The sequence below is a fragment of the Streptomyces silvisoli genome, assembly GCF_029269905.1.
Taxonomy (GTDB): domain Bacteria; phylum Actinomycetota; class Actinomycetes; order Streptomycetales; family Streptomycetaceae; genus Streptantibioticus_A; species Streptantibioticus_A silvisoli_A.
Genome location: NZ_JARJBC010000004.1, coordinates 118,408 through 134,836, shown reverse-complemented (window position 1 = coordinate 134,836; position 16,429 = coordinate 118,408). Strand labels below are relative to the sequence as shown.

Annotated in this window: 13 protein-coding genes; all 13 read left to right on the top strand. The window is 71.7% G+C overall.

Annotated elements, in window-relative coordinates:
- Window positions 1-305: 305 nt before the first annotated feature.
- The 13 genes from P3G67_RS08570 (at window position 306) to P3G67_RS08510 (ending at window position 16,416) form a co-directional block, all read left to right on the top strand.
- Complete coding sequence (locus P3G67_RS08570; RefSeq protein ID WP_276092895.1) at window positions 306-1,475, top strand: cysteine desulfurase family protein; 1,170 nt, start codon at window positions 306-308, stop codon at window positions 1,473-1,475.
- Between the two features lie 156 nt (window positions 1,476-1,631).
- Window positions 1,632-2,789, top strand: coding sequence for a tRNA 2-thiouridine(34) synthase MnmA (mnmA, locus tag P3G67_RS08565; protein WP_269853102.1), 1,158 nt, complete (start codon window positions 1,632-1,634; stop codon window positions 2,787-2,789).
- The gene (locus tag P3G67_RS08560; protein WP_276092894.1) at window positions 2,786-3,325 is read left to right on the top strand and encodes an LOG family protein; all 540 of its coding nucleotides are present in this window, start codon (window positions 2,786-2,788) and stop codon (window positions 3,323-3,325) included. The genes mnmA and P3G67_RS08560 overlap by 4 nt, the downstream gene beginning before the upstream one ends.
- A gap of 25 nt (window positions 3,326-3,350) precedes the next feature.
- Complete coding sequence (locus tag P3G67_RS08555) at window positions 3,351-4,040, top strand: SDR family oxidoreductase (RefSeq protein WP_276092893.1); 690 nt, start codon at window positions 3,351-3,353, stop codon at window positions 4,038-4,040.
- A 119-nt stretch (window positions 4,041-4,159) separates the two neighbouring features.
- Complete coding sequence (locus P3G67_RS08550) at window positions 4,160-5,206, top strand: methionine synthase (protein ID WP_269853099.1); 1,047 nt, start codon at window positions 4,160-4,162, stop codon at window positions 5,204-5,206.
- A gap of 38 nt (window positions 5,207-5,244) precedes the next feature.
- Window positions 5,245-7,404 (top strand): NAD-dependent DNA ligase LigA, encoded by a 2,160-nt coding sequence (gene ligA / locus P3G67_RS08545; protein ID WP_276092892.1) that lies wholly within the window; start codon window positions 5,245-5,247, stop codon window positions 7,402-7,404.
- Window positions 7,405-7,599: 195 nt separating this feature from the next.
- Entirely contained in the window at window positions 7,600-9,711 is a 2,112-nt protein-coding gene (locus tag P3G67_RS08540) for a putative bifunctional diguanylate cyclase/phosphodiesterase (protein WP_276092891.1), read from the top strand.
- Window positions 9,712-9,970: 259 nt separating this feature from the next.
- Window positions 9,971-10,267 carry an Asp-tRNA(Asn)/Glu-tRNA(Gln) amidotransferase subunit GatC gene (gene gatC, locus P3G67_RS08535; protein ID WP_269853096.1) on the top strand — a complete coding sequence of 99 codons (297 nt, stop codon included), beginning with the start codon at window positions 9,971-9,973 and terminating at the stop codon, window positions 10,265-10,267.
- A 98-nt stretch (window positions 10,268-10,365) separates the two neighbouring features.
- A complete protein-coding gene (gene gatA, locus P3G67_RS08530) occupies window positions 10,366-11,859 on the top strand; it encodes an Asp-tRNA(Asn)/Glu-tRNA(Gln) amidotransferase subunit GatA (RefSeq protein WP_276092890.1) in 1,494 nt (497 codons plus the stop codon).
- Window positions 11,856-12,095, top strand: coding sequence for a hypothetical protein (locus P3G67_RS08525; RefSeq protein WP_269853094.1), 240 nt, complete (start codon window positions 11,856-11,858; stop codon window positions 12,093-12,095). The genes gatA and P3G67_RS08525 overlap by 4 nt, the downstream gene beginning before the upstream one ends.
- Before the next feature lie 24 nt (window positions 12,096-12,119).
- On the top strand, window positions 12,120-13,628 hold the full coding sequence (gatB, locus tag P3G67_RS08520; protein ID WP_269853093.1) for an Asp-tRNA(Asn)/Glu-tRNA(Gln) amidotransferase subunit GatB: 1,509 nt from the start codon (window positions 12,120-12,122) through the stop codon (window positions 13,626-13,628).
- Between the two features lie 293 nt (window positions 13,629-13,921).
- A complete protein-coding gene (locus P3G67_RS08515) occupies window positions 13,922-16,153 on the top strand; it encodes an MMPL family transporter (RefSeq protein WP_276092889.1) in 2,232 nt (743 codons plus the stop codon).
- Between the two features lie 92 nt (window positions 16,154-16,245).
- Window positions 16,246-16,416, top strand: coding sequence for a hypothetical protein (locus P3G67_RS08510; RefSeq protein ID WP_276092888.1), 171 nt, complete (start codon window positions 16,246-16,248; stop codon window positions 16,414-16,416).
- Window positions 16,417-16,429 lie beyond the last annotated feature (13 nt).

The following is a 16,429-nucleotide window of genomic DNA, read 5'->3' as shown; positions in this document are numbered from 1 at the left end:
GCCTTCGCGGTGCCGTCGCGCACGGTGGGCGGTTCGCGGTCGCGCTGAGGGTTTGCGCGTCGGGGGGTACGCCCACCCGGCCGCCCCTTCGCCGTCGGGCTTCTGCTCACCGCCGCGCTCGACTGGTTGTGGGCCGGGGCGTGCCGGGGACACGCCCCTGCTCTGACCCCCGGGTGGGGGCTGCCCCCTGCCCGACTGCCGTGGGGGTGTTTGGCTCTGGGCCGCGCCGCGGGGTGCCGGGTGGCCTGGACCGGCCCCCGGCCCGGCGCGGATGCGGCGGACGGGCTCGTAGAATCGGGTCCACCATGGCCTACCTTGACCACGCCGCCACCACTCCGATGCTTCCGGAGGCGGTCCAGGCGATGACCGAGCAGCTCACCAGCACCGGGAACGCCTCCTCGCTGCACGCCGCCGGGCGGCGCGCCCGGCGGATGGTCGAGGAGTCCCGGGAAGCACTCGCCGCCGCGCTGGGCGCCCGGCCCAGCGAGGTGGTGTTCACCGGTGGTGGCACCGAGTCCGACAACCTCGCGGTGAAGGGCCTGTACTGGGCGCGCCGGGCGGCCGACCCGCGCCGCACCCGGGTGCTGGCCAGCCCCGTCGAACACCATGCGGTGCTCGACGCGGTGCACTGGCTCGCCGACCACGAGGGCGCCAGGATCGACTGGCTGCCGGTCGACGGCCACGGCAGAGTGCACCCCGAGGCGCTGCGCGAGGCGATCCGGCGCGACCCCTCCGATGTCGCGCTGGCCACGATCATGTGGGCCAACAACGAGGTCGGCACGGTCTTCCCGATAGGGGAACTCACCGCCGTGGCGCGGGAGTTCGAGGTTCCGCTGCATTCCGACGCGGTACAGGCCTTCGGCCAGGTGGAGGTCGACTTCGCCGCCTCGGGCCTGGACGCGATGACGGTGACCGCGCACAAGATCGGCGGCCCGTACGGCGTCGGGGCGCTGGTGCTGCGCCGCGAGTGGGCGCCGGTGCCGTTGCTGCACGGCGGCGGGCAGGAGCGGGACGTCCGCTCCGGGACGCTGGACACCCCCGCGGTGGTGGCGTTCGCCACGGCGGCCACGCTGGCCGCGCGGCGGCGGGAGGAGTTCGCCCGGCAGATCGGCGGACTGCGCGACCAGCTGGTCGACGCGGTACGGGAGGCGGTGCCGGACGCGATCCTCAACGGCGATCCCACGCCGGAGGGGCGGCTGCCCGCCAACGCGCACTTCTCCTTCCCCGGGTGCGAGGGAGACTCGTTGCTGCTGCTGCTCGACGCGCGGGGGATCGAGTGCTCGACCGGGTCCGCGTGTACGGCTGGGGTGGCCCAGCCGAGCCACGTCCTGCTGGCGATGGGGGCGGATTCCGCTCGGGCGCGGGGGTCACTGCGGTTCTCGCTCGGGCACACGTCCACCGCTGCGGATGTCGCCGCGGTGGGCGAGGCGATCGGCCCGGTCGTTTCGCGCGCCCGGGCCGCCGGGCTGTCGTAGGGGGTACGCGGGTTCGCTCGGGCCGGCGTTCGGGGGTTCGTCCCGCCCGCCCACTCCTTGGCCCTGCGCCTTCGGTCGCCGTTGCGCGCGGTTGGCCGTGAAGGGCGATGCTCCGGCCCTCGGGCAGTCCGCCGCGCCGCGTACTCTTGAAGGGCTATGACTGAATTCCCAGGCGCCCCGAACGGGCCTCGTAACGGCAGCCGCCTCCGGGTGCTCGCGGCGATGTCCGGTGGGGTGGATTCCGCCGTCGCCGCTGCCCGGGCCGCCGAGGCGGGGCATGACGTGACCGGCGTCCACCTCGCCCTGTCGGCGAACCCGCAGTCCTTCCGTACCGGCGCCCGTGGCTGCTGCACGATCGAGGACTCCCGGGACGCCCGGCGCGCCGCCGACGTGATCGGCATCCCCTTCTACGTGTGGGACCTCGCCGACCGCTTCCGCGAGGACGTCGTCGAGGACTTCCTCGCCGAGTACGCGGCCGGCCGCACCCCCAACCCCTGCCTGCGCTGCAACGAGAAGATCAAGTTCGCGGCGCTGCTGGACAAGGCCCTGGCGCTCGGCTTCGACGCGGTGTGCACCGGCCACTACGCCACGGTCGTGCTCCGCGAGGACGGCACCCGCGAACTGCACCGCGCCAGCGATGCCGCCAAGGACCAGTCGTACGTCCTCGGCGTGCTCGACGAGCGGCAGCTCGCGCACGCCATGTTCCCCCTCGGCGACACCCTCACCACCAAGGACGAGATCCGCGCCGAGGCGGAGCGCCGCGGTCTGGCCGTCGCCAAGAAGCCGGACAGCCACGACATCTGCTTCATCGCCGACGGCGACACCCAGGGCTTCCTGGCCAAGCGCCTGGGCACCGCGGAAGGCGACATCGTGGACCAGGACGGCACCAAACTCGGTACCCACGAGGGCGCTTACGGCTTCACCATCGGCCAGCGCAAGGGCCTGCGGATCGGCACCCCGGCCGCCGACGGCAAGCCGCGGTACGTGCTGGACATCTCCCCGGTGAACAACACGGTCACCGTCGGCCCGGCCGAGGCCCTGGACGTGGTGGCCCTGACCGCCGTCAAGCCCCGCTGGTGCGGCACCCCGCCGACCGGCCCTGGCCAGTACACCGCCCAACTGCGCGCCCACGGCGGCGAGTCGCGGGTCACCGCCGAACTCGTCGACGGGGAGCTGCGGGTGCGCTTCACCGAGCCGGTACGCGGAGTCGCCCCCGGCCAGGCCGTGGTGCTCTACGACGGCACCAGGGTGGTCGGTTCGGCCACCATCGCGACGACGGAGCGGCGCGAGGGTGCGGCTACCGTAGCCGTGTGAACATCTGCGTCTTCCTCTCCGCGGCCGATCTGGACGAGCGATACACCACCCCCGCCCGGGAGTTCGCGGAACTCATAGGCAAGGGCGGCCACACCCTGGTGTGGGGTGGGTCCGACGTCGGTCTGATGAAGGTGGTCGCGGACGGCGTGCGGGAGAACGGCGGGCGCCTGGTCGGGGTGTCCGTGGAGTTCCTGGGCGACAAGGCGCGGACAGACGCGGACGAGATGGTGGTGGCCGCCGATCTCGCCGAGCGCAAGGCGCAGTTGCTGGCCCGCTCCGACGCGATCGTGATCATGGTGGGCGGCACCGGCACGCTGGACGAGGCCACCGAGATACTGGAACTGAAGAAGCACGGGCTGCACACCAAGCCGGTGGTGCTGCTCAACGCGGCCGGTTTCTACGACGGCCTCCGGCAGCAGTTCCAGCGCATGGAGGAGGAGGGCTTCCTTCCACTGCCGCTGGCCGACCTGGTGTTCTTCGCCGAGGACGGCGTCGGCGCGCTGGCCTATCTGGAGGAGGCCGTCGGCATCCAGTGATGCCCGGTGATGACAGCATGGCGGCATGAGTACGCATCTGATCACCGGAGCGGGTTCCGGCATCGGCGCGGCGGTCACCCGCCGTCTCCTCGACCGCGGCGACGAACTGTGGCTGCTGGCCCGGGACGCGGGCCGCGCCAAGGAACTGGCCGAGGCCTTCCCGGGCGCCCGCACCCTCGTCGGCGACCTGGCCGAACCGGAGCGGTTGTCCTGGGCGTTCGGCCACCAGACGCTGCCCGACCGGCTCGACTCGCTGCTGCACGTCGCGGGCGTGGTGGACCTCGGACTGATCGCCGAGACGAGCGTGCAGACCTGGAACCGTACGCTCGCCGCCAACCTCGTCGCACCCGCCGAGCTGACCCGGCTGCTGCTGCCCCAACTGCGGCTGGCCCGCGGCCATGTGGTCTTCCTGAACTCCGGCGCGGGCCTGCGCGCCAACCCCGACTGGGGCGCGTACGCGGCCAGCAAGCACGGCCTGAAGGCGCTGGCGGACTCGCTGCGCGCCGAGGAGCACGACAACGGGGTACGGGTGACCAGCATCCACCCCGGCCGCACCGCCAGCCCGATGCAGCAGAAGGTGCACCAGCAGGAGGGCAGGGAGTACGACCCGCAGCGGTGGATCGCCCCCGAGTCGGTCGCCACGACCGTGCTCACCGCCCTCGACCTGCCGCGCGACGCGGAGATCACCGAACTGTCGATCCGCCCGGGACGGTAGCCGGTAACCGCGGCCGGCCCGGGCGGTGCCGCGTCGGGCGGTGACGGGCGGGCGGTGGGAGATCTTCCTGGATCGCGGCCCGGGCGCGCCCCGCCCCGGCCGTCTCATACGCTCAGGGCGTGAGCACGGACAACGAAACCCAGCCCCGCCCTTTCGAGCCGCCCGTCGGAGCGGCCACCGGCGTGGGATCCATGCCCGGCGGCGACGCGCGGGAGGCCGCGCGCACCGCCGTCGGAACGGTGGAAGCGCTGCCGTTCCTGCCGGAGCTGCCCGCACGCGGACCGGGCGCCGACATGATCGGCCGCTCCCTCGGCATGCTGGTGGAGCTGTACGCCCGGGTTGAGCCCAGCGGCTGGCGGTTCGGCGACCGGCCGGGCCGCGACACCCGGCGCGCCCGGGCCTGGCTGGGCGAGGACCTGGACGCGCTGGAGGAGTTCACCCAGGGGTACACCGGTCCGCTGAAGGTGCAGGCCGTGGGGCCGTGGACGCTGGCCGCCTGCGTCGAGTTGAAGGGCGGTGAGGCGGCGCTCGGCGACCCCGGCGCCTGCCGGGACCTGACCGCCTCGCTCGCCGAGGGCCTGCGGCAGCACGTGGCGGAGGTGCGGCGCCGAGTGCCGGGCGCCGAGGTGGTGCTGCAACTGGACGAGCCGTCGCTCGCCGCCGTACTGCGCGGGCAGGTGCGCACCGCAAGCGGCTACCGGACGTACCGGGTGGTGGACCGAGCGGTGGTCGAGGGCGCGTTGCGGCAGGTCGTGGCGGCGGTGCGCACGCCGGTGATCGCGCATTCGTGCGCCCCCGCCGTGCCGTTCGCGCTGCTGCGGCGCTCCGGTTTCACCGGTGTGTCGTTCGACTTCGCGCTGCTCACGGAGCGTGAGTGGGACGCCATCGGGGAAGCGGTTGAAGGAGGCGTCAAACTGCTCGCCGGAGTGGTGCCCGGCGCGGACGCGGATTCGGGCACCGATTCGAGGGCATTGTCAGACCCTGCCGGTAGCGTCAGTGGTGTCCGGTCGTTGTGGCGCAGGCTGGGGCTGGCACCGGGGACCCTCGCGGAGTCCGTGGTGGTGACTCCGGCGTGCGGTCTCGCGGGCGCCTCGCCAGCGTACGCCCGCGCGGCGCTGGCGCACTGCGTCAAGGCGGCCAGGACACTCGTCGACGACCCTGAGTAGCCGCCCGCAGCGCGCAATGAGGACAACGGAGGACCGGCATGGAGACACCGGCAGAGGTACGGGAGCGGCACGCCCAACTGGCCGAACAGGTCGAGGAGCACCGCTTCCGGTACTACGTGAAGGACGCGCCGGTCGTCAGCGACGCCGAATTCGACCGGCTGATGCGCGAGTTGGAGGAGCTGGAGGAGGAGTACCCGCAGCTGCGCACGCCCGACTCGCCGACCCAGAAGGTCGGGGGGACCTATGCCACCGAGTTCACCGAGGTCCGGCACCGCGAGCGGATGCTCTCGCTGGACAACGCGTTCGACGAGGCCGAGTTGGCGGCCTGGGCGGACCGCGTCGCCCAGGACCTGGACGGGCTGCCGTACCACTTCCTGTGCGAGCTGAAGGTGGACGGCCTGGCCGTCAACCTCACCTACGAGCACGGGCGGCTGACCCGCGCCGCCACCCGGGGCGACGGCCGCACCGGTGAGGACATCACGCCCAACATCCGTACCATCGGCGAGATCCCCAACCGTCTCAAGGGCGACCGGATCCCGGAGCTGGTCGAGGTCCGCGGCGAGGTCTACTTCCCGATGGAGGAGTTCGAGGCGCTCAACGCCCGCCTGGTGGAGGCCGGTGAGAAGCCGTTCGCCAACCCGCGCAACGCGGCGGCGGGCTCGCTCAGACAGAAGGACCCGCGCATCACCGCCAGCCGTCCGCTGCACATGGTGGTGCACGGCATCGGCGCCCGTACCGGCTTCGACATCGACCGCCAGTCGCACGCCTACGAACTGCTGCACGAGTGGGGCCTGCCGACCGCCGCTCACTACAAGGTGGTCGACTCCATCGAGGCGGTGCGCGAGTACATCGCGTACTACGGCGAGAACCGGCACTCCGTCGAGCACGAGATCGACGGTGTGGTGGTCAAGCTGGACGAGATCGCGCTCCAGGGCCGCCTGGGCTCGACCTCGCGGGCACCGCGCTGGGCGATCGCGTGGAAGTACCCGCCGGAGGAGGTCAACACCAAGCTGGTCGACATCCGGGTCGGCGTCGGCCGCACCGGGCGGGTCACGCCGTACGCGGTGGTGGAGCCGGTGACGGTGGCGGGCTCCGAGGTCGAGTTCGCCACGCTGCACAACCAGGACGTGGTCAAGGCCAAGGGCGTGCTGATCGGTGACACCGTGGTGCTGCGCAAGGCCGGTGACGTGATCCCGGAGATCCTGGGCCCGGTGGTGGACCTGCGGGACGGCACCGAGCGGGAGTTCGTGATGCCCGCCGAATGCCCCGACTGCGGCGCGGCGTTGCAGCCGATGAAGGAGGGCGACGTCGACCTGCGCTGCCCCAACGCCCGTTACTGCCCCGCCCAGTTGCGGGAGCGCGTCTACTACCTGGCGGGCCGCAAGTGCCTGGACATCGAGAACTTCGGCTACGTGGCGGCCACCGCGCTCACCCAGCCGCTGGAGCCCGCGGAGCCGCCGCTGCGCGACGAGGGCGATCTGTTCGGCCTGACCGTCGAGGAGTTGCTGCCCATCAGGTCCTACGTGCTCGATCCGGACACCGGCCTGCCCAAGCGCGACCCGAAGACCGGTGAGGAGAAGGTCGTCACCTTCTTCGCCAACCAGAAGGGCGAGCCGAAGAAGAACACCCTGGCCATGCTGGAGAACATCGCGGCGGCCAGGGAGCGTCCGCTGGCCCGGATCATCACGGGGCTGTCGATCCGCCATGTCGGGCCGGTCGCGGCCGAGGCGCTGGCCCGCGAGTTCCGTGACCTGGACCGCATCGCCGAGGCCGACGAGGAGGAGCTGGCGGCCGTGGAGGGCGTCGGCCCGACCATCGCCGCCTCGCTCAAACAGTGGTTCGCCGAGGACTGGCACCGGGAGATCATCGAGAAGTGGCGGACCGCCGGTGTCCGTTTCACCGAGGAGGGCTCGGACGAAGGCCCCCGGCCACTCGAAGGGCTCACCGTGGTGGTAACCGGAACCCTCCAGGAGTACACGCGAGATGGCGCGAAAGAGGCGCTCGTCAGCCGTGGCGCCAAAGTGACAGGGTCTGTTTCGAAGAAGACCGGATTCGTTGTGGTGGGAGACAACCCCGGTTCGAAGTATGACAAGGCGGTTCAGCTGAAGGTGCCGATCCTCGATGAGGCGGGGTTCGCCGTGCTGCTCGAACAGGGTGCGGACGCGGCTCGTGAGGTGGCGGTCAACCCGACCGAATAACAGGTATACGTCACCCGTTCGGCGCATACCAGAAGGATGAGGGAAGCAGTGTTCCATTCGGGCAACCACGGTGGATCGCTGCCCGCGGCAGGCTTATCCGGCCTACTGTTGAGGAGCGCTCCTGCCGGGCATCAGTCCCAACGCCGGGCGTGGCGACCAACAGGCGCAGCACCCCCGGCTGTGAGAGGGACGGGCATGAAACCGACGGACAGCGCCGAACCGGCTTCGCGCCGACGGCGGTCCGCCGTGCCGCCGGTACCCCCGGCGGTGCTGCGCGGAGGGCTGGTAGCCGGTGCCGCGCTGGCGCTCACGGCGGGCGTGGCACGGATACTGGCGGACGGTCACGCCCTGTTCCCCGGCGGCGCGCCGGGCTGGGCGTTCGCCATCCTCACCGGCATCATCGTCGGCCACCTGGTGGCACTCGGCCGCGACCGCTGGTGGGGCGGCACCGGATCGGGCGCCGCGCTCACCCTGGCGGTGCTGCTGCTGTACGGCTGGGTGCCCTCGGTCCTGGTGAGCCTGGCGGTGGTGGTGCTGGTCGGCACCGCCCGCAGGCACCGATGGCGGCAGGCGGTGCTGCACGGGGCGGTGGACATCCTGGGCATCGGCGCGGCGGCGCTGGCGCTGACCGTGTCCGGCAACCACCCTTCCGTGGAACACCCCTGGCGGCCCGAGACCTGGGAGCTGTCGGCGCTGCCGGTGGTCGTCGCGGCCTCGCTGTGCTACCTCGCGGCGACCCGCACCCTGCTGTGGTACGCGGTCGCGCCGCGCGGCGGCGGGCTGCCCACGGTGGCCCGTACCGCGCTGATACGGCAGGCCCTGGTCGGGGTGGCGCTACTGGGCATCTCGCCGCTGATCGTCGTGGTGGCCGACCGGATGCCGGTGGTGCTGCCGCTGTTCGCGGTGCCGCTGATCGCGCTGGACTCCACGCTGTGGATCGCCAGGGCCCGGGCGGAGGAGCAGCTGCGCGACCCGCTGACCGGACTGCCCAACCGCCAGTGGCTGTTGGAGCGCACCTGGTCGGCGCTGGACCACGCGGAACGCAACGGTGAACGTGCGGCGCTGGTACTGATAGATCTCGACCGGTTCCGCTCCGTCAATGACACACTGGGTCATCTCGCCGGTGACCGGCTGCTGTTGCAGATAGCTGACCGGCTACGGCTCGCACTGCCGCGCGGCGCGGAGGCCGCCCGGCTCGGCGGCGACGAGTTCGCCGTGCTGCTGCCCGCCTGCGACTCGCCGACCCGCGCCCAGCGGGTGGCCCGCACGCTGGTCGGGGCGCTCAGCTCACCGCTCAACCTGGACGGGCTGACGCTGGTGCTGGAGGCCAGCGCCGGAGTGGCCGTCTTCCCGGACCACGCGGTGGACGCCGAGGGGCTGCTGCGGCGCGCGGACGTCGCGATGTACGAGGCCAAGCAGGACCGTAGCGGGGTCGAGGTGTACGAGGCCACCCGGGACGGCAACACCCCTGACCGGCTCGGCCTGTTGGGCGATCTGCGGCGCGCGCTGGACGTCGGGGACGTCAAGCTGCACTACCAGCCCAAGGTGCGGTTCGACGGACAGGTGGCCGGACTAGAGGCGCTGCTGCGCTGGGAGCATCCGGAGCGCGGGCGGGTCAGCCCCGAGGAGTTCATCGCGATCGCCGAGAGCTCCGGACTGATGCCGCAGTTGACCGAGTACGTGCTGGAGACCGCGCTGGCGCAGGTGGCGCGGTGGCGCCAGATGGGTATAGAGGTGCCGGTCGCGGTGAACGTCTCGCCACGCGATGTGCACAGCCCCGGGTTCGCGGGCGCGGTGGCGGCGCGGCTGGCGCGGCATGGAGTGCCGCCGGGGGCGCTGCAGTTGGAGATCACCGAACACGTACTGCTGGAGGATCCGCAGCGCGCCGCCGACACGCTGGCCGGGTTGACCGGGCACGGGGTGAAGATGTCGCTGGACGACTTCGGCACCGGGTACTCGTCGCTGGTGCATCTGCGGCGGCTGCCGGTGAGCGAGCTGAAGATCGACAGGTCGTTCGTGGCCCGGCTGGTGGTCGACAACGAGGACGCGGAGATCGTGCGCTGCACGGTGGATCTGGCCCATTCCCTGGGCCTGCTGGTGGTCGCGGAGGGCGTCGAGGACGACGAGACGTGGGAGCGGCTGCGCGATCTCGGGTGTGACGCGATCCAGGGCTGGCTGGTGGCGGCGGCGATGCCGCCGGAGGAGACGACGGCGTGGCTGCGGATCCGGGCGAAGAGCGGGTGGCATCGCGGGGATGATTCCGTTCGCCCCACGCAGGCGTCCCCTTCGGGCCAGCCCGTGAAGTAGCTCTCCCACCCACCACCCCTCTCGGGTGGTGCGCCCCAGGCCCCGCCTGGGGCCGCGCCCCAGACCCCGCTGGGCTGCGCCGCCCGACCCCCGCCTCCCGCCGGGGCTCCGGGCCCCGCCCGAAGCGGCCGGGGCGACGCCGTGGCCGGGGCGGGAGAGCCCCCGGCGGGGCCACAGGCATAACCGTTTCGCGGGGGTGGGGGCGGGAGCCATAGGATTGGGCGCGGAAACTACAGACTCACTCCCTGAGGATCGCCGCATGCCTGGCATCACGCGCGAGGAGGTCGCCCACCTCGGCCGGCTGTCGCGTCTTGAGCTGAAGGACGAAGAGCTCGATCACTTCGCCGAGCAGCTCGACGAGATCATCGGCGCGGTCGCCCGCGTCTCCGAGGTGGCCGGCGAGGACGTACCGCCGACCTCCCACCCCCTGCCGCTCACCAACGTCATGCGCCCGGACACCGTCCGGCCGTCGCTGACCCCCGAGCAGGCCCTCTCCTGTGCCCCCGCGCAGGAACAGCAGCGCTTCAAGGTGCCGCAGATCCTGGGGGAGGACTGAACCGTGAGTGACGTGCGCGCGGCCGCCGGGCCGCACCCGACCACGAAATCCGCGCCTCTGCGCCGCGCGGGCGGAGAAGCGAACAGTAAGGCAGGGGCATGACCGACCTGACCAGGCTCACCGCGGCCGAGACCGCCGCGAAGATCGCCTCCGGCGAGACCTCCGCCGTCGAGGTCGCCCAGGCCCACCTGGACCGGATCGCCGCGATCGACGAGAAGGTGCACGCCTTCCTGCACGTCGACACCGAGGGCGCGCTGGCCGCCGCCCGCGCGGTGGACGACAAGCGTGCCAGGGGCGAGAAGCTCGGCCCGCTCGCCGGTGTCCCGCTGGCGCTCAAGGACATCTTCACCACAGAGGGCGTGCCGACCACCGTCGGCTCCAAGATCCTCGAAGGGTGGATCCCGCCGTACGACGCGACCCTCACCAAGCGTCTCAAGGCCGCGGACATCGTCATCCTCGGCAAGACCAACATGGACGAGTTCGCCATGGGGTCCTCCACCGAGAACAGCGCCTACGGCCCGACCTCCAACCCCTGGGACCTCACCCGCATCCCGGGTGGTTCCGGCGGTGGCTCCTCGGCCGCGCTGGCCTCCTTCCAGGCGCCGCTGGCCATCGGCACCGACACCGGCGGCTCCATCCGCCAGCCCGCGGCGGTCACCGGCACCGTCGGCGTCAAGCCGACCTACGGCGGGGTGTCCCGCTACGGCATGGTCGCCTTCTCCTCGTCGCTCGACCAGGGCGGGCCGTGCGCCCGTACCGTGCTGGACGCGGCGCTGCTGCACGAGGCGATCGCCGGGCACGACCCGCTGGACTCCACCTCCATCGACGCTCCGGTTCCGCCGGTGGTCGAGGCGGCGCGCAACGGCGACGTGAAGGGCCTGCGGGTCGGCGTCGTCAAGGAGTTCGCCGGTGAGGGCTACCAGGCCGGTGTGATGCAGCGCTTCAACGAGTCCGTGGAGCTGCTGCGCGAGCTGGGCGCGGAGGTCGTGGAGCTGTCCTGCCCCTCGTTCACCTACGCGCTGGCCGCGTACTACCTGATCGCGCCGTCCGAGTGCTCCTCGAACCTGGCCCGCTTCGACGGCCTGCGGTACGGGCTGCGCACCGGCGACGACGGGACCCGCAGCGCCGAGGAGGTCACCTCCCTCACCCGCGAGGCAGGGTTCGGCCCCGAGGTCAAGCGCCGCATCATGCTGGGCACTTACGCGCTCAGCTCCGGCTACTACGACGCGTACTACGGCTCGGCGCAGAAGGTGCGTACGCTCATCACCCGGGACTTCGAGCGGGCCTTCGCGGACGTGGACGTCCTGGTCTCGCCGACCACCCCGACCACCGCGTTCCCGATCGGGGAGCGGGCGGACGACCCGATGGCGATGTACCTCGCCGACCTGTGCACCATCCCGGCGAACCTCGCGGGCAACGCGGCCATGTCGCTGCCCTGCGGGCTCGCGCCGGAGGACGGTCTGCCGGTGGGCCTGCAGATCATCGCCCCCGCGCTGGCCGACGACCGGCTCTACCGGGTCGGCGCGGCGGTCGAGGCCGCGTTCACCACCCGTTGGGGACACCCGCTGCTTGAGGAGGCACCGACTCTATGAGCACCGCGAAGAAGGTCAAGGGCTTCAAGAAGTCCAAGCCCGGCACCTACCTGCAGATCGGCACCTCGCTGTTCGGTGCCGTCTCCGTGATCAAGCAGCTGCGCACCGCGCGGAGCGAGGGCGACAAGCTCAAGCTCATCGACGCGGTGGTGGGTGCGACGGCCATCGTCACCGGCGTGGCCCTGCTCGTACGCGATCTGCGCCGCCTCGACAGCGGCGACGTCCTCGCCGACTGACGGGTCAGAAAAGGGAAAGTTTCCGTGACTGTCACTGAAGACCTGGTGTCGTACGAGGACGCGCTGGCGGCCTACGACCCCGTCATGGGCCTTGAGGTCCATGTCGAGCTGGGCACCAAGACCAAGATGTTCTGCGGCTGTTCGACCGAGCTGGGCGCGCCGCCCAACTCGCAGACCTGCCCCACCTGCCTCGGCCTGCCCGGTTCGCTGCCGGTGGTCAACGCGGTCGGCGTGGAGTCCGCGGTCAAGATCGGTCTCGCGCTCAACTGCGAGATCGCCGAGTGGTGCCGGTTCGCCCGGAAGAACTACTTCTATCCGGACATGCCGAAGAACTTCCAGACCTCGCAGTACGACGAGCCGATCGCCTTCAACGGCTATCTGGACGTCGAGGTCGACGGCGAGACCTTCCGGGTCGAGATCGAGCGCGCCCACATGGAGGAGGACACCGGCAAGTCCACCCACGTCGGCGGCGCGACCGGCCGTATCCACGGCGCCCAGCACTCGCTGCTCGACTACAACCGGGCCGGCATCCCGCTGATCGAGATCGTCACCAAGCCGATCGTCGGCGCCGGCGCCAAGGCCCCTGAGGTCGCCAAGGCGTACGTGGCCGAACTCCGCGAGTTGATCAAGGCGTTGGGCGTCTCCGAGGCCCGCATGGAGATGGGCCAGATGCGCTGCGACGTCAACCTGTCGCTGCGGCCCATCGGCGAGGAGAAGTTCGGCACCCGCTCCGAGACGAAGAACGTCAACTCGCTGCGCAGCGTCGAGCGCGCCGTCCGGTTCGAGGTCCAGCGGCACGCCGCCGTGCTCGGCACCGGTGGCAAGATCGTGCAGGAGACCCGGCACTTCCACGAGGAGGACGGCTCCACCACCTCCGGCCGGATCAAGGAGGAGGCCGAGGACTACCGGTACTTCCCGGAGCCCGACCTGGTCCCGGTCGCGCCGTCGCGCGAGTGGGTCGAGGAACTGCGGGCGACGCTGCCGGAGTTGCCGCGGGTGCGGCGCCAGCGCCTCCAGGCGGAGTGGGGCATCTCGGACCACGAGATGCAGTCGGTACTCAACGCGGGCGCCATCGACCCGATCGTCGCCACGATCGACGCGGGCGCCCCGGCCGACCAGGCCCGTAAGTGGTGGATGGGCGAACTGGCGCGCCGCGCCAACGAGTCCGGCACCGAGCTGTCCGCGCTGCCGATCTCCGCGGCGCAGGTGGCCCGGGTCTGCGAGCTGGTCGCCGAGGGCACGCTCAACGACAAGCTGGCCCGCCAGGTGATCGAGGCGGTGCTGCTCGGCGAGGGCGACCCGGACCAGGTCGTGGAGCAGCGCGGGCTGGCCATCGTCTCCGACGACAGCGCGCTGGGCGCCGCCGTGGACGAGGCCATCGCGGCCAACCCGGCGGTGGCCGACAAGGTCAGGGACGGCAAGATCGCGGCGGCGGGCGCGCTGGTCGGCGCGGTCATGAAGGCCACCCGCGGCCAGGCCGACGCGGGCCGGGCCCGCGAGCTGATCCTGGAGCGCCTGGGCGTCCAGGGCTGAGGCCCACCGTGGAACCAGAGAGGCGGCGATCCGGTACCCCCGGGTCGCCGCCTCTCGCGTACGGCGGCGCGCCCGACGCGCGGCCCCCGGCGCTGCCGAGTACGGCCTGGGTAAGGCCCTGATGAAGGCCCGCTGAGAATTCCCTCCCACGGCTGTGAGGAAGGCCACGAAAGCCGCAAAGGATCTCTTCCGGCTGCCACAGTGGACCGCTGTACCCGCATGTTCTTTGAGGGCATTCGGCCCGAAAGATTCTTTTGTTCGGGTAGTTCCGGTAAGCGCCAGGAAGCAGGGGAATGGCCGCACTCGCCCGGTGGTGTCTGCACCGCCGCCTCGCCGTGATCGTGCTGTGGCTCGCGGCGTTCGCCGGACTCGCCACGGCGGCCTTCGCCACCGGATCCGCGTACTCCAGCGTCTACAACGTTCCCGGCACCGAGGCCGGGCGGGCGGCGGCGCTGCTCAGCAAGTCGTTCCCGGGCGCGGCGGGGTCGGCCGACACCATCGTCTGGCACACCACGCACGGCACCGTGCGCGCCGCCTCGGTGGAGCAGCGGGTCGGCCACGCGCTGGACGAGGTCTCCCGGCTGCCCGGCGTGCGCACCGTCACCAGCCCGTACGGCCCGCAGGCCGCGGGTGCCGGTGGCGCGCAGATCAGCCGGGACGGGCACACCGGGTACGCCACGGTCACCTTCGACGCCGACGCCGAGCACCTCAACGCCGGCCAGGTGAAGCACGTGGTCAGCGCCGCGAAGAGCGCTGCGGCCAAGGACCTCCAGGTGGAGCTCGGCGGTGACGCCATCGCGCTCACCCAGCCGACCAGCGGGCAGCTCAGCGAGGTCGTCGGGGTGGCGGTGGCCGCCGTGGTGCTCCTGATCGCGTTCGGCTCGCTGGCGGCGATGTGCCTGCCGATCGTGACCGCCTTGGTCAGCGTGGGCGCCGCGACGATGGGCATCCAACTGCTCAGCCATGTCATGAGCATCGCCAACTTCGCGCCGATGCTCGGCACGTTGATCGGCCTGGGCGTGGGCATCGACTACGCCCTGTTCATCGTCACCCGGCACCGCAGGGGCCTACGGCGCGGTCTGCCGGTGGCCGAGGCGGCGGAGCGGGCCGTCGCCACCTCGGGGCGCGCGGTGGTGTTCGCGGGTGGCACGGTGTGCGTGGCGGTGCTGGGCATGCTCGTACTGCGGCTGAGCTTCCTCACCGGGGTGGCGATCGCCGCCGCGCTGACCGTACTGCTGACCGTCGCCGCCTCGGTCACCCTGCTGCCCGCGCTGCTGGGGGTGATCGGCAGGTTCGCGCTCAGCAAGCGTGAGCGGCGACGGCTCTGCGAGCACGGCCCGCAGCCGGAAGTGCCCACCGGCCTGGCCGCCCGCTGGTCGGGCTTCGTGGAACGCCATCCGCGGCTGCTGGCCACTGTGGCCGCCGTGGTGATGCTGGTGCTGGCGGTGCCCACGTTGTCGATGCGCCTGGGTACCTCGGACCAGGGCAACGATCCCGCGACCTCCACCACCCGCAAGGCGTACGACCTGGTCGCCGAGGGCTTCGGGCCGGGCGTCAACGGCCCGCTGCAACTGGTCGCGCGTACCGACGACGCGGCCGACAAGGTCGCCCTGGACAAGCTCACCGACACCCTGCGCGACACCCACGGCGTCGCCTCGGTCGCCGCCGGAACCGCCCAGCGCTCCGGTGACATCGAGGTGCTGACCGTCGTACCCACCACGGCGCCGCAGTCGCAGGACACCAGCGACCTGATCAACCGGCTGCGGCACGAGGTGGTCCCGGCCGCCGAGAAGGGCACGGACCTCCAGGTCGACGTGGGCGGGGTCACCGCGGGGTACGACGACTTCGCGTCCGTGATCGTCGGCAAGCTGCCGGTGTTCGTCGGCGTGGTGATCGCGCTCGGCGGCGTACTGCTGCTGCTCGCCTTCCGCAGCCTGGGCATCCCGCTCAAGGCCGCACTGATGAACCTCGCCGCCGTGGCCTCCTCGTTCGGGGTGGTGGTGGTGATCTTCCAGTGGGGCTGGGGCAGCGAGCCGCTGGGCCTGGGCCGGGCCGGTCCCATCGAACCGTTCCTGCCGGTGATCATGGTCTCGGTGCTGTTCGGGCTCTCCATGGACTACCAGGTCTTCCTGGTGAGCAGGATGTACGAGGAGTGGCGGGAGACCGGCGACAACCGGCGGGCGGTACGGGTCGGGCTTGCCGAGACCAGCCGGGTGATCAACTCGGCCGCGGTGATCATGATTTCGGTGTTCCTGGCGTTCGTGCTCAGCGGCGACCGGGTGATCGCGATGTTCGGCATCGGACTCGCCGCCGCCGTCGCGCTGGACGCGTTCGTGCTGCGCACCCTGCTGGTACCGGCGCTGATGCATCTGCTCGGCGGCGCCAACTGGTGGCTGCCCGGCTGGCTGGAGCGCAGACTGCCCCGGCTGAGCATCGAGCCGCCCGAGACTGAGGAGGCACCGGCGCCGCCTAAGGTCCTCCAGGCGTCGGACGCCGCACGGCCTAAGGCATCCGGTACCGCATAGATCGGTAAGTCGCCCGATGTGGCGCACCCCCTGGGAGACGAGGCTTGGGGCAGATCGAAAAGCCCAAGTCACCACGTTCACAAGGGGGAGTCATGTACTACTACGAGTCCGAGATCCGGTCCCGCGCCGCCGAGCTGCGGCGGGACGCCTGCAAGTGGCGGCGGGCCCAGGAGGCGCGCCGCGGCCAGGACGACGCGCCGCCCGCCCGCGGTCGTGCGGTGGCCCGGCTGCGCGCCCTCATCCACCCGCGCCTGGTCGGCTGACCAGCCGGTATGA

Bases quoted from the DNA above. Each gene is read 5' to 3' on its own strand.
- P3G67_RS08570 (WP_276092895.1), top strand. From the start codon at position 306: ATGGCCTACCTTGACCACGCCGCCACCACTCCGATGCTTCCGGAGGCG.
- mnmA (WP_269853102.1), top strand. From the start codon at position 1,632: ATGACTGAATTCCCAGGCGCCCCGAACGGGCCTCGTAACGGCAGCCGC.
- P3G67_RS08555 (WP_276092893.1), top strand. From the start codon at position 3,351: ATGAGTACGCATCTGATCACCGGAGCGGGTTCCGGCATCGGCGCGGCG.
- ligA (WP_276092892.1), top strand. From the start codon at position 5,245: ATGGAGACACCGGCAGAGGTACGGGAGCGGCACGCCCAACTGGCCGAA.
- P3G67_RS08540 (WP_276092891.1), top strand. From the start codon at position 7,600: ATGAAACCGACGGACAGCGCCGAACCGGCTTCGCGCCGACGGCGGTCC.
- gatC (WP_269853096.1), top strand. From the start codon at position 9,971: ATGCCTGGCATCACGCGCGAGGAGGTCGCCCACCTCGGCCGGCTGTCG.
- gatA (WP_276092890.1), top strand. From the start codon at position 10,366: ATGACCGACCTGACCAGGCTCACCGCGGCCGAGACCGCCGCGAAGATC.
- P3G67_RS08525 (WP_269853094.1), top strand. From the start codon at position 11,856: ATGAGCACCGCGAAGAAGGTCAAGGGCTTCAAGAAGTCCAAGCCCGGC.
- P3G67_RS08515 (WP_276092889.1), top strand. From the start codon at position 13,922: ATGGCCGCACTCGCCCGGTGGTGTCTGCACCGCCGCCTCGCCGTGATC.
- P3G67_RS08510 (WP_276092888.1), top strand. From the start codon at position 16,246: ATGTACTACTACGAGTCCGAGATCCGGTCCCGCGCCGCCGAGCTGCGG.